The sequence below is a fragment of the Variovorax paradoxus genome (assembly GCF_030815975.1).
Lineage (GTDB): Bacteria > Pseudomonadota > Gammaproteobacteria > Burkholderiales > Burkholderiaceae_C > Variovorax > Variovorax paradoxus_N.
In genome coordinates this window covers 3609305-3621271 of sequence record NZ_JAUSXL010000002.1, presented here as the reverse complement: position 1 = coordinate 3621271, position 11967 = coordinate 3609305, and the positions used below count along the sequence as shown (strand labels likewise).

The window sequence follows — 11967 nt, the reverse complement described above, 5'->3', positions numbered from 1 at the left end:
CGAGTCTCTAGTGCACGGGAAGATGTGTAGTCAGATGCCGTGCGAGCGCGGCGAGGAATTCGGTCTCGCGCTGCCGCAGGAAGAAGTGGCCGCCCTCGAACCAGTCGAGCGTGAAGACGCCTGCGGTCTCTTTCGACCAGGCGGCCATGGCTGGCACCTCGATGTCGTCCTGCCGGCCCGCGAAGACATGCACGGGCAGCGGCAGGGGCGGCGCGCCTGCCCTGGCGCGTGCGTCGTGGCTGCGGCAGACGCGGCGGTCGGCGCGCAGCGTGTCGAGCGTGATGCGCATGAGCTCGTCGCTGGCAAACACCTCTTCGGGCGTGCCGCCTTGCTTGCGCAGCTCGGCGGTCAGCGAAGCGTCGTCTTCTCCGCCGGCAAAGCGCTCAGGGTCGCGCCGCGAGGGTGCTGCACTGCCGGACACCAGCAGCGCGCGCGGCATCGGCCGCCGCGAGGCCTGAAGCCGGCGGGCCACGCCATGGGCCAGCTGCGCGCCCATGCTGTGGCCGAAGATCGCGAAGTCGCCGCGCATCGCCTCGGCCTGCTCGGTGCATATCCGCGCGACCATGGCATCGAAGTCTTCGACGAAGGCCTCGCCCATCCGCGCACCGCGCCCCGGCAGCTCCACCGGCACGATGCGGACCCACGGCGGAAGCAAGCGGCGCCAGCGCAGGTACATGGCGGCGCTGGCGCCGGCGCATGGCAGGCACAGAAGCGAAAGAGGCGCCTGCATGGCCATCAGCCGGCCGCGCGCTCCGTGGTCCGCTCGCCTTGTTGCTCTTCCTGCTGCTGCATCCATTCACGCAGGGAGCGCGGCCGCATGTCGGTCCAATGGCTCTCGACGTAGGCCAGGACGGCTTTCTTGTCGCCCTGCACACCTTCGACGGCGGTCCATCCGCCAGGCACGGCCTTCCAGTGCGGCCAGATGGAGTACTGGTCTTCGTGATTGACCAGAACAATGAAGGTCTCGTCTTCACGGTCAAAACAGCTCGTCGACATCGATGCATCCTTGTGTGATTGAACAGAAGGAGCGCCGGATGGCCGGTCGCGGACCGGATCGAATCGCAGCGCCCCTGCCAACAGGACGCTTCGCAAGCGAATCTGTTCATTTCACGAGGGAGCACTTGCGGGGACGTTGGCTGCATCCACCAACGCGGGCCGATGGGGCCATTGCACAAACGCGCGGCACGGCGCGCGCTGGCAGGGAAGTCTGGCTTTACTTGCCGGCGCGGGGCGCGCCGCCGATTGCGTCGTCGGGAGATTCGTCGCCATCGCCGAAATCATTGGCCGGCGGCACGAAGCCCGCAAGCAGCCAGAGTCGTGCGGCCTTGTCATAGGCGCGGCGATGCGAAGCCTCCGCCACCAGCCAGGCCGTCATTTCGGCGCGCGCCGCTTCGTCGAAGCTCTCGCGGTCGTGCTCGCGCTGTACCCAGTCCCAGGCGGTGTTCCAGATGGGATCGTCTTGTTCGTGTGTCATTCTCGAAGCTGCTCGCGGTTGCCCGTGTAGAACAACGCGCATTCTCGCGGGAAACCGGGCTGCTTCTTTCCCGTTCCCATTACAGCTTCTAGCGAGAGCCGCTCTCGAACAGCAGATGGCCGCACGACTTGATGGCCGTCGCAGCCTCGGCGATCAGGCCATTCACGAGCCCCAGCGCGCAACCCAGGCGCGCGGCAATCTCGCGCTGCGTCAGCCCTTCCAGCCGGTAGAGCTCGAAGACCAGGCGCGTTCTTGGCGCGAGCCCGGAAAGAACCTTGTCGATCGCAGTGATGACCTGGCGCTCGCACATCATGCGGTCCGGCGTGGCGGCAGCCGGCACATCGAGCAGTTCCACGTCGACATCGAAAGTGCGATAGCTGGCCTCGACGCGATGGCGGCGGCAGTAGTCGAGCGCCATGTTGCGCACCACCTGGCAGCAGTAGCCGATGGGACGGTCGGCCTGCCGAACGCAGGGGCCGTCGACGATCTTCAAATAGGCGTCCTGCACGACGTCGTCGGCCAGATCCGCCGTATTCACGATCTTGCGGGCAACGCGCCAAAGCTGGGCGCGATTGGCGATGAAGACCTCCCCGAGCGAAGGCTCGGACGAGCGCGATGGCATGTTCAACACCTCTTCCTCCAGTGAGCGAGCCGAAGCGGGCCGCAGGTCCGAATTACTACTTTCTCCGTAACAATCTAAATAAGAATCATTTCTATTTATAATTGGATTTCGAGTCACCCTGATGACCCTTCCAGATCAACGTTCAAACAAGTGGATTGAGGCTCCGAGATGGTCTCGGGCGGCGATGCGTGGGGCCTGAAGATCCGCGAAAAAATGCGGAATCCGGCTTCGCTCATGCGGGGGAGCGCAATGATAGACCACTTCGCTTCATGCCATCATCCGCAAAAAATTCCGTCCGCGGCCAATGCGCCGCGGCCAGTCCATGCCAAGCGCCGCCCCTCTCATCTCTCTGCCCGCGGGCGACATCCATCTCTGGTTCTGCTTTCACGCTGACACCGGCAACCCCGCGTTGACGGCGGAATATTTCTCTTTGTTAACACCCGAAGATCGATCGAAGCACGACCGCTTCCACTTCGCTCGCGACCGGCACCGCTACCTGTTGACGCGGGTGCTGGCGCGCTCGGTGCTGTCGCGCTATGCACCGGTGCAGGCGCAGGCCTGGCGCTTCGCCACCGGCCCCTTCGGCCGACCTCGGATCGAGGCGCCCCTCGCGGAAGAAGCCCATGGCCTGGACTTCAACCTGAGCCACACCGACGGCCTCATCGTGATGGCTGTTGCGCGTGAAATCGACCTGGGCGTCGATGCAGAAAACCTCGGGCGCAAGGCTGCGCTGGAGGTGGCTGGCCACTTCTTCTCGCCCTCCGAGTCGGCCGCATTGAACGCACTGCCGCACTCGCTGCAGGCAGAGCGCTTCTTCGAGCTGTGGACGCTGAAGGAAAGCTACATCAAGGCACGCGGCATGGGGCTGCAGATACCGCTCGACAGCTTCAGCTTTGCGCTGGACGACCCCGGCGGCATTGCATTCACGCTCGCAGATTCGCTCGACGGCACCGCGCAGCGCTGGCATTTCTGGCAGCTGCAGCCCACGCGCGAGCATCTCGTGTCGGTGTGCGCTGCGCCCGGCCATTCGTCCCCGGCGCGCATCGTGTGCCGCGAAGTCGCACCGCTGCAATGGGAGAGGCCGCTGGCGGTCCGCACGGCCCGCGCCAGCGGGTGCATCTAGAATCCCGCCCCTTTCCCCGATCCCTGCCCCATGAACATCGTCGTCAACGAAGAACTCAAAGCCTATATCGATCCATTGACTCCGGAGGAGCACGAGGCGCTGGAACGCAGCATCCTCACCGAAGGCTGCCGCGACGCGCTGGTGCTGTGGGGCGACGTGCTGGTGGACGGCCACAACCGCTACGGCATCTGCCAGAAGCACGGGCTGCCGTTCCAGACGGTGCAGAACACGCGCTTCAAGACCATCGAGGATGTGCACCTGTGGATGATCGACCAGCACCTCGGACGGCGCAGCATCTCGGACTTCCTGCGCGGCGTGCTGGCGCTGCGAAAGAAAGACATCGTCGACGAGCGCCGTGCGCGTGCGCTGGCCAAGACGGCACAGCCGGACGACGACGCGCCCTTCGGCGCCGATGCGCCCGCCACCGAGTCGTCTGCCGGCAGCGCCGCGGCCCTGCCCCCGCCTGCTCCCTTGAGCAGCCGCGAAGCCATTGCGAGGGCCGCGCGCCTGAGCAGCAACCAGGTCGTGATGATCGAGAAGATCCAGAAGCAGGCCGCGCCTGAACTGGTGGCGGCCGTGAAGTCGGGCGTGATTTCCATCAACACGGCGGCGGCCGTGGCCAGCCTGCCTGCGGAAGAGCAGGTGTCGGCGGCGAATGCGGGCAAGGACGAACTCAGGCAGGCCGCCAAGCGGGTTCGCGAGGCCAAGCGCAAGCCACGTGAGGAATCGGCCGAATCCACTGATTCGAATCCGGCCGATCAGGCGGCAAAGCCCGACACTCTCCAGTTGCTGGAGCAGCGTGTGGCCGAGCTGACGGCCGAGAACGATGCCTTGCGCAGGCAAGTCGCCGAGCTGCAGGCGCAGCTGGCGAACTAACCAAGGCGAGGCCTTCCGGCCGGTTGCCTGCTACAGCCGGATCTCTGTAATCTTCGCGCCCGACAGCGAAACGCCCGCTTCGAGCCCCACGTTGGTCAGCACGAAGCCGACCACGGGTTGGCGCAGCGTGTTGGTGTCGATGCTGCCGTTGGCGCCAATGGTTGCGGCGGCCACGGTGGCATCGGCGCCTGCCGTCCATCCCTTGCTGTTGCGGAACTTGTCGAGCGCAGCCTGCGTGGTGAACACATAGATCACGGCCTTCGACTGCGCGCCGGCCTGGAAGCCGATCGAGCCCGCGGTGGTGCTGTAGTAGGCCTGCGTGCGGCCGTTCACGCGCAGCGCGCCCCGGCCGTATTCGGCGCCGATGCCCATGCTGGCGCCGACCACGGCGGGAAACACCAGCACGCCGCTCGATGAGGAGACGATCTCGCGCGAGCCCTTGACGGAGTCGTACAACTTGGACAGTGCGGCGTCTACCTGGGCATCGATCGATGCGCGCGATGAAGCCGTGCTGGCCTGGTCCTGGGGCCGCGTGGTGGTGCAGCCCACCACTGCGGCGCCGCCCATTGCAACGGCACACGCGAGCGCAAGGCTTCGGAACTGGATGGATCGCATGACGCTCTCCTTTGCTGGCTGGAACGATGAAAAGGCCGAGGCGCTTTCTTTCGCGACCCTCGGCGGCCTGTTCGAACGTCCATGCTAAGTCCGCAAAATGCCGCCAAAGCCGACTTGGGAAAACGGCCTACGCGAAGTCAAGCCATCGAAGAACGAGGCCCTGTCGCAGGAAAACCGCTCTGTCGCCGCTGCACCCGAAGCGGCATCGGCCGCTTGACGTTGCCGATGGCATACTGGCGCGCCGGGTACGCCGCCCCCCGCAACGGATGAGTCCCGGCCGGCCGAAAGTACCTCCAGCGAAGCCGCCATGAACCACTTGCGAGATGCCTTGTCTGCACCTTTCAGGCCGCGCCAGCCCTGCACTGATGGGCATCGCGATCGAGGCACCTGACCGGCCTGCCGGGATGTACCCCGCCATGCTGCGCGCCGTGCGCTCATGCCTGCCGGTCTACCGCATCCTGCTGGCCCACACGCCGGGCCATGTGGTCCTGGTCGTGGGAACGGTCCTCGCATCGCAGCTGAGCCTGCTGATGACGCTCTGGCTGCCGTGGAAGCTCGTCGTCATGCTGACCGGCTCCCAGGTGCCCACGCTGCTGCCGCGAACCCTTTCCGACATGCCGCAGAAGACCCAGGTGCTGCTCGTCGGCGGCGCCATCGTCGCGGCCTATGTACTGCATCTGGCGGCCGAGAAGCTCATCGGCTGGCTGTGCGAGCGCGGCGCGCAGCAGCAATGGCAAGCCAGCGAGAAAACGGGCCTGTTCAACAACCAGTCGAAGACCGCGCGGCAAGCCTATCAACGCCTGCTGCGCAGCGCCGCCGCCCTGGTGTTCGCCGGCCTGGCCATGGCGGCATTGGCCGCTCTGTACCCCGCCATGCTGCTGGCGGCGCTGCTGTGGTGCGGCCTCGTGCCGTTGGCCCTGCACGTCGCCATTGCGTGGCGGCCGAGCCTGGCACATGGCGTGCGCGATGCGCTCAACCGCCTGATGAGCGGGTTCGTGCAGGGTGGATTCTTCTTCGCGCTGGCCTTCGTGGTCTGGCAATACTGGCACGATGCGCTGCCGCCGCTCTTCATGGTGCTGGTGGCACTGATTCTTCTGCGCCAGGCATTGCAGCAGATCGCCTTCGTAGTGCTTCACTTCGCCGCGCTGGACAGGCAGCGCAGCCAGGTTCGCGCCCTCTTCCTGCCCGGCGTGCAGTGGCAGGCACCCGCGGCGGTTCGCGGCCCATTCGACGAGCTGCTGGAACCGGCCCGGCGCGAGCAATGGATGCGCGAGATCCTCCGCGCGCAGCTCGGCCTGCCGCTCGACGGCATGCGGCTGGACGTGCAGACCCGGACCCTGGGTGCCGGCAACATCAAGGCACTGTTCGTGAGGCCGTTCGGCGGCGAAGGTGGTGCGAGCCATGGCTTTCTCTTCAAGCTCTTGGATCACGCGCGCGACGCGGCGGCCCAACAGGAAGCCGATCTGCTGGACCTTGGCGCGGCCGGACTGCCGACTTTCGAATGGCTCGGCAAGACGCGCGTGAGCGGCTTTGCCTGCCACCTGATGCGCTGGAACACCCAATCCCGGCGCACGAACGGAACGGAATATGCGCAGGGCGTCTCGGCATTGCGCATCCGGCTGATGGCGTTCGAGCCACCGCCCGGCCTTGTCGAGCGCTACCGCCGCTCGCGCGCCCTGCTGCCGGAGCGGCTTGCGCACATCCGCTTCGACGCATTGCTGGAAGCCGCCGCCCGCAACAAGGCGCAGGCGGACGCCATCGAATCGCTGCGGCTCGCCTGGCCCTCCCTGGTACAGGCGATGCAGGCCATGCCGCTGCAGCTGATGCTGCCCCACCTCTCCAGCAATGCAGTCTTCAGGGAAGAGGATGGCAGTTTTCGCATCCATGACTGGGCCGATTGGCGGCTGGAGCCATTGGGCGCCGGCTGGCCGCTTTCGCAGCACATGGCCAAGGATCTGGAGCACGCGCTGGCGCAGGCATCGGCCGTGCGCGCGCTGCCGGCGGGCGTGACGGCGCAGCAAGCCGGACTTGCTGCGCGGCTGCACGAATTCGAGCGCCGCCATGCGCGCGAGAACTATCAAGGCGCGGTCAACATGGTGGCTGGCCTGCTGCGTTGACGCACCGGAAAACCCCGGGGCAATCCGGAAGTTCTACAAGATTCCTCCCAACTCATGAATGATAATGATTGCTATTTATCTCCAGAGATAGCAATTGTTGAACCCAAGACTCAAGGGCGCGGCGCCAGCCGTCGCTCGCCCGGCACCAAGAATCGTCCCCTTCCCTTCCTTCAAGCACTCGACGCTCGGCCTGGGCACCGGCGCCACGCTGCTGGTCCTGTGCGCAGCCGCCCAGAGCGGCCGTGCCTATGCCCAGGAAGCCACCGACAAGGCCGCCGCCGCGCTGCCGACCGTCACGGCCACCGCGGTGGAAGAAACAACGCCCCAGCATCTCGGCGCCAAGGTGAGCAGCGGCGCCCTGGGCGCGCGCACGCAGCTTGAAACGCCCTTCTCCACCACCGTGGTCAGGAGCGAAGACCTGGCGGAGCGCCAGGTGTCCAAGCTGGGCGACGTGTTCGCGCTCGATGCCTCGGTCTCCGACAACAGCGGCGCCTACAGCAGCTGGGCCAGCTACATCACCGTGCGCGGCCTGCCGCTGGACTGGCAGAACGGCTACCGGATGGACGGCAAGCCCTTCCTGAGCTACGCCATCACGCTGCCCTACGAGCACTTCGAGCAGATCGAACTGCTCAAGGGATCGTCGGGCTTCATGTACGGCTTCGGCTCGCCGGGAGGCATCGTGAACTACGTGACCAAGAAGCCGACCGACCAGCCGGTGCGGAGCATCGACATCGGCTACAAGTCCAGCAGCATCTGGAGCGAGCATGTCGACCTGGGCGGGCGCTTCGGCGCCGACGACCGGTTCGGCTATCGGCTCAACGCGACGCACGAGGAAGGCAAGACCTTCAACGACGGCGGCATCCGCCGCGATTCGGTGTCGCTGGCGCTCGACGCCAGGCTGACGCGCGACCTGACCTGGACCTTCGACGCGCTGTACCAGAAGCGCAAGTCCACGGACCAGACGCCGTCGATCTCCACCAGCGCGTACACCGGCAGCCGCTTGCCCACCGCCGTGCGCGGCGACGACCAGCGGCTCCTGGGCCCCGGGCAGCACCTCGCCACCGATCTGCAGCTCTACTCGACGGGCTTGCAGTACAAGCTGACGCCCGACTGGACCCTGAGCACCAGCTACAGCCACAGCACTTCCAAGCGCAGCCGCAACGAGGGCATTCTTTACCTGCAGGATGCGAGCGGCACCTACGACGACTACCGCTCCGACACCCGCGAGGGCCATCGCTTCGACCAATGGCAGGCCATGGCCGAAGGCAAGCTGCGCACCGGCAGCATCGAGCACCAGCTGACGCTGGGCGCGTCGTGGCAGAAGCAGGTCAACGACTACAGCAGCAACAGCGTCTACCAGTGGATCGGCACCGGCAGCATCTTCGGGCAGAACACCAATGCCTATGCCAGCACGACCGACCTCGCGCTCTACCGCAACAGCGACATCGTGCAGCGCGCGGTCTTCGCGAGCGACACCATCAAGCTGTCGGACCGCTGGTCGGTGCTGGCCGGCCTGCGCAGCACCAACTACGAACAGAGCGGCTACGGCACCAACGGCGCCAAGACCTCGGAGTACGCCAAGAAAGGCGTGCTGACGCCCACGCTGGCGCTGATGTTCAAGCCCGCGCCGGACACCACGCTCTACACCAGCTATGTCGAATCGCTCGAGCAGGGCAGCTCGGTCAGCAACCTCTATGCGAATGAAGGCGAGCTGCTCAAGCCACTCAAGAGCAAGCAGTACGAGCTGGGCATCAAGACCGACCGCGAGCGCTGGAGCGCGACGGCCGCGCTGTTCCGCATCGAGCGCGGCGCCGAATACGCCAACAGCGCCAACGTGCTGGTGCAGAACGGCCAGTCGATCTACCAGGGCCTGGAACTGGCCGCTTCCACGCGCCTGGGATCGCAGTGGCAGATCGGCGGCAACCTGATGTTCCTCGACAGCTCGTACCGGCGCGGCAACGACAACATCGGCAACCGCGTGGCGGGCGCACCCAACTTCGTGGCCACGGCGCAGGTGTCGTATGCGGTGCCGCAGGTGCCGGGCCTGAAGCTCTCGGCCGACGCGAAGTACACGGGCAGCACCATGCTCAATGCCTCGAACCAGCTCAGGCTCCCCGGCTATGCCGTCGCGAACATCGGCGCGAGCTATTCGACGCGCCTCGGCGGCCACGACGCCACCTTCCGGGTGGCGGTGAACAACCTGACGAACAGGCGCTACTGGGAATACCAGTACGACAACTACATCAAGCCCGGCGATCCGCGCACCTTCAGCCTGAGCGCCAAGCTGGACTTCTAGGGCGTTGGCTGGGCGGCGCCCGCCGGGCGTGGAAGAATGACCTTCTTCTTCCAGCGCCGCCAACGCAGGCGGCCCCGACTCCATGCCCAAGCTCACCGAAGATCCAATCAGCGAAGCCGCCATCGTGGAGGCGGCCCACGCGCTGCGCGCGCCGGCCGTTCGAATGCTCGAGCAGCTCGTCGCGCATCCTTCGCTGCTGGGACACGAGCAAGGCGCGCAAGCCTTCATGGCCAAGTCCTTCGCGAAGCTGGGCCTGCACGTGCACCAGTTCGAGATCGACGAGCAAAAGATCCGTCAGCATCCGGGCTACTCGCCGTCCATCGTCTCGTACGAGGGGCGCACCAACGTCGTGGGCATTCACCAGCCCCGCGGGCCGCAGAAGGGCCGCTCGCTGATCTTCAACGGCCACATCGACGTGGTGCCGACCGGCGCCGAAGTGCTCTGGAAGCATCCGCCTTTCAAACCCGTGATCGAGGGGGACCGACTCTACGGCCGCGGTTCGGCCGACATGAAGGCCGGCATTGCGGCGTACACCATGGCGTATGCGGCGCTGCAGTCGCTGGGCCTCGAACCGGCATCGCCGGTGTATTTTCAGTCGGTGGTGGAAGAGGAGTGCACGGGCAACGGCGCGCTGGCCTGCCTGGCCGAGGGCTATCGCGCCGATGCGGCCATCATCCCCGAGCCGCTCGGCGGCGTGATGACCTGCCAGATGGGCGTGCTGTGGTTCGCGCTCGAGGTGCTGGGCAAGCCCGTGCATGCCTCGGTGGCGCAGACCGGAGTCGGCGCCACCGATTTCTCGCTGTACCTTTTTTCGGAACTCAAGAAGCTCGAGCAGCGCTGGAACGAGCCTGCCAATCGCTATCGAAGCTACGCGCACCACCCGCATCCCATCAACTTCAACCTCGGAAAGATCCAGGGCGGCGAATGGGCTTCGTCGGTTCCCTCGGCCTGCCGCAGCGACATTCGCATCGGCTTCTATCCCGACATGAACGTGGCCCGCGCCAAGGCCGAAGTCGAGACCGTGCTGGCTTCCGCGTACGCCGCGCATCCGGCCCGCGAGAGCCTGCGCTACCAGCTGATTTACGAAGGCTTCCAAGCCGACGGGTTCGACCTCGACCTGGGTTCGCCGATCGTCACCGAGCTTTCGAAATGCCACCAGGACATCGTCGGGCAGGCACTCGAACCCACGGCCTTCACGGGCACGACGGACGCGAAATTCTTCAACATCTACGGGCAGACTCCTGCGGTCTGCTATGGCCCCACGGGCTCCAGCATCCACGGCATCGACGAATGGGTTTCGATCGACAGCCTGATGCAGGTGAGCGCCGTGCTGGCGGTGTTCATGGCGCGCTGGTGCGGGGTCGAGCGCATCGGTTGATCTGGGCGAAGGTCGTTTTACGATGCATCCCACATGCTTCCGCATGAACGGCTCGAACGCGCAAGGAAAGTGAAACCAAAAGGATGCACCCACTGAATCTCGCCCTCTTCGATGCACTCGCGGCAGGCTTCTCTCCCTCGCCCGCGGTGCTTCGGTTCGCATCGGCCATCGCGCTGGGCTCGTCGTGGGCATGCGCGGCCGTTCTTGCCTGGGCCGCGTGGCGGCGTGTTGCGGAACGGCCTTGCGTGCTGGCGGTGCTGGCGGCCGGAGGAGCGGCCTCCCTGATCTCGCAGGAGATCGCCGCCGCCGTGGGCCTGCCACGTCCTTTCATGATGGGGCTGAGCCCTGCGCATGTCCCGCACGGGCTGCGCGCGGGGCTGCCCAGCACGCATGCCTCGGTGATGTTCGCCATGGCCTTCACGCTCTTGCTGCGACGCCCGATGCGCGACGTGGGGCTCGTCATTCTTGCCGCGGCCATCGCCACGTGCTGGGCGCGTGTTTACGTCGGCATTCATTTTCCGTTCGATGTCGCTGCAGGCGCGCTGCTGGGGGCGGGCATTGCCGCCGCGCTGCTTGCGCTGCAGGCTGCGGCACCGAGGCTCGCTCCCCAGGCTGCAGCAGCTCTCGCGCGGCCGCTGCGCGCCTTGGCCGACGGCAGGGCCGGACCTTGCCTGGTGCTGGTGTTCGTGCTCGCCGCCGCATGGGTCGGCTCGAACACACCCGGCATGATCGGTCCGGGCATGCTGGAGGAAGACGGGCCGGTCGAGAAAGGCACGGTGCTCCTGTACCTGGCCGCGGTGCTTTGCCTCCTGATGGTTCGCCTGGAATCTCTCTCGCGCCTGGACCGCACGGCCATCGGCGTCCTGCTTCTTGCCTTTGCGGCGCGCGAGGCGGATTGGCATCTGGCGCATTTCGGCGCCGGCATTTTCGAAGCGCCCCTTCCGCGGATGTTTGCCGGTGCGGCCATCCTCGCGGGCATTGCGGCCGCAGCCGGATGGCTGGCCAGGCGCGCATGGTCGGCCAGCCGCGCGATGCGCTCATGGCGCCAATGGCGCCCGGAAGCCGCCACTTCGCTGACCTTCGTGGCGGTCATCGGGGCCGCGATCATCCTCGACCAGTTGCCTGCTTCGCCTGCGGCGCCGCCGGATTTGTTCACCGCTGGTTCTTCTTCTTCCGCGGCCCTTCGCGGCTACCTGATGCTCAGCTTCGAGGAGATCCTCGAACTGGCCTTGCCGGTGCTGGCGCTCCTGGCCATTCTGCAGGCAAGATTGAGCGGGAGCCGGGATGCGGCTGCCAGTGGCATCGAGCGCTCGTACGCGTAGCGCAAGGCCCAAAGAAAACGGGTTGCACCATTTCTGATGCAACCCGTTCTTTGACTGGCGGAGTGGACGGGACTCGAACCCGCGACCCCCGGCGTGACAGGCCGTAAATTCGAGAAAATGCACCAACTTAGTGCAACAATCTGA

11 protein-coding genes are annotated in these 11967 nt (G+C 66.1%); 6 read left to right on the top strand and 5 right to left on the bottom strand.

What is annotated here, in order from left to right:
• Positions 1–7: 7 nt before the first annotated feature.
• The 4 genes from QFZ47_RS20795 to QFZ47_RS20780 all read right to left on the bottom strand — a co-directional run bounded on the left by QFZ47_RS20795 (position 8) and on the right by QFZ47_RS20780 (position 2096).
• On the bottom strand, positions 8–730 hold the full coding sequence (locus tag QFZ47_RS20795) for a thioesterase II family protein (RefSeq protein WP_307657423.1): 723 nt from the start codon (positions 728–730) through the stop codon (positions 8–10).
• Between the two features lie 5 nt (positions 731–735).
• Entirely contained in the window at positions 736–996 is a 261-nt protein-coding gene (locus tag QFZ47_RS20790; protein WP_307657422.1) for an MbtH family protein, read from the bottom strand.
• A 217-nt stretch (positions 997–1213) separates the two neighbouring features.
• Entirely contained in the window at positions 1214–1474 is a 261-nt protein-coding gene (locus QFZ47_RS20785; protein WP_307657421.1) for a DUF4880 domain-containing protein, read from the bottom strand.
• An 88-nt stretch (positions 1475–1562) separates the two neighbouring features.
• A complete protein-coding gene (locus QFZ47_RS20780) occupies positions 1563–2096 on the bottom strand; it encodes a sigma-70 family RNA polymerase sigma factor (RefSeq protein WP_307658983.1) in 534 nt (177 codons plus the stop codon).
• Positions 2097–2418: 322 nt separating this feature from the next.
• On the opposite strand from QFZ47_RS20780, the gene QFZ47_RS20775 reads away from it, so the two are divergent.
• Positions 2419–3219 (top strand): 4'-phosphopantetheinyl transferase family protein, encoded by an 801-nt coding sequence (locus QFZ47_RS20775; protein ID WP_307657420.1) that lies wholly within the window; start codon positions 2419–2421, stop codon positions 3217–3219.
• A 30-nt stretch (positions 3220–3249) separates the two neighbouring features.
• Entirely contained in the window at positions 3250–4095 is an 846-nt protein-coding gene (locus tag QFZ47_RS20770; RefSeq protein WP_307657419.1) for a ParB N-terminal domain-containing protein, read from the top strand.
• A gap of 30 nt (positions 4096–4125) precedes the next feature.
• Here the strand turns inward: QFZ47_RS20770 and QFZ47_RS20765 are convergent, their stop codons facing one another.
• Positions 4126–4710 carry a BPSL1445 family SYLF domain-containing lipoprotein gene (locus QFZ47_RS20765; protein WP_307657418.1) on the bottom strand — a complete coding sequence of 195 codons (585 nt, stop codon included), beginning with the start codon at positions 4708–4710 and terminating at the stop codon, positions 4126–4128.
• Between the two features lie 323 nt (positions 4711–5033).
• Between QFZ47_RS20765 and QFZ47_RS20760 the strand changes: the two genes are divergently transcribed.
• The 4 genes from QFZ47_RS20760 to QFZ47_RS20745 all read left to right on the top strand — a co-directional run bounded on the left by QFZ47_RS20760 (position 5034) and on the right by QFZ47_RS20745 (position 11823).
• A complete protein-coding gene (locus tag QFZ47_RS20760; RefSeq protein WP_307657417.1) occupies positions 5034–6827 on the top strand; it encodes a hypothetical protein in 1794 nt (597 codons plus the stop codon).
• A gap of 190 nt (positions 6828–7017) precedes the next feature.
• Positions 7018–9123, top strand: coding sequence for a TonB-dependent siderophore receptor (locus QFZ47_RS20755; RefSeq protein WP_370880644.1), 2106 nt, complete (start codon positions 7018–7020; stop codon positions 9121–9123).
• Between the two features lie 82 nt (positions 9124–9205).
• Positions 9206–10501, top strand: coding sequence for an ArgE/DapE family deacylase (locus tag QFZ47_RS20750; RefSeq protein WP_307657415.1), 1296 nt, complete (start codon positions 9206–9208; stop codon positions 10499–10501).
• An 83-nt stretch (positions 10502–10584) separates the two neighbouring features.
• Complete coding sequence (locus tag QFZ47_RS20745; RefSeq protein ID WP_307657414.1) at positions 10585–11823, top strand: phosphatase PAP2 family protein; 1239 nt, start codon at positions 10585–10587, stop codon at positions 11821–11823.
• Positions 11824–11967: the final 144 nt, after the last annotated feature.

Bases quoted from the DNA above. Each gene is read 5' to 3' on its own strand.
- QFZ47_RS20760 (WP_307657417.1), top strand. From the start codon at position 5,034: ATGCCTTGTCTGCACCTTTCAGGCCGCGCCAGCCCTGCACTGATGGGC.
- QFZ47_RS20750 (WP_307657415.1), top strand. From the start codon at position 9,206: ATGCCCAAGCTCACCGAAGATCCAATCAGCGAAGCCGCCATCGTGGAG.
- QFZ47_RS20770 (WP_307657419.1), top strand. From the start codon at position 3,250: ATGAACATCGTCGTCAACGAAGAACTCAAAGCCTATATCGATCCATTG.
- QFZ47_RS20785 (WP_307657421.1), bottom strand. From the start codon at position 1,474: ATGACACACGAACAAGACGATCCCATCTGGAACACCGCCTGGGACTGG.
- QFZ47_RS20745 (WP_307657414.1), top strand. From the start codon at position 10,585: ATGCACCCACTGAATCTCGCCCTCTTCGATGCACTCGCGGCAGGCTTC.
- QFZ47_RS20780 (WP_307658983.1), bottom strand. From the start codon at position 2,096: ATGCCATCGCGCTCGTCCGAGCCTTCGCTCGGGGAGGTCTTCATCGCC.
- QFZ47_RS20775 (WP_307657420.1), top strand. From the start codon at position 2,419: ATGCCAAGCGCCGCCCCTCTCATCTCTCTGCCCGCGGGCGACATCCAT.
- QFZ47_RS20795 (WP_307657423.1), bottom strand. From the start codon at position 730: ATGCAGGCGCCTCTTTCGCTTCTGTGCCTGCCATGCGCCGGCGCCAGC.
- QFZ47_RS20765 (WP_307657418.1), bottom strand. From the start codon at position 4,710: ATGCGATCCATCCAGTTCCGAAGCCTTGCGCTCGCGTGTGCCGTTGCA.
- QFZ47_RS20790 (WP_307657422.1), bottom strand. From the start codon at position 996: ATGTCGACGAGCTGTTTTGACCGTGAAGACGAGACCTTCATTGTTCTG.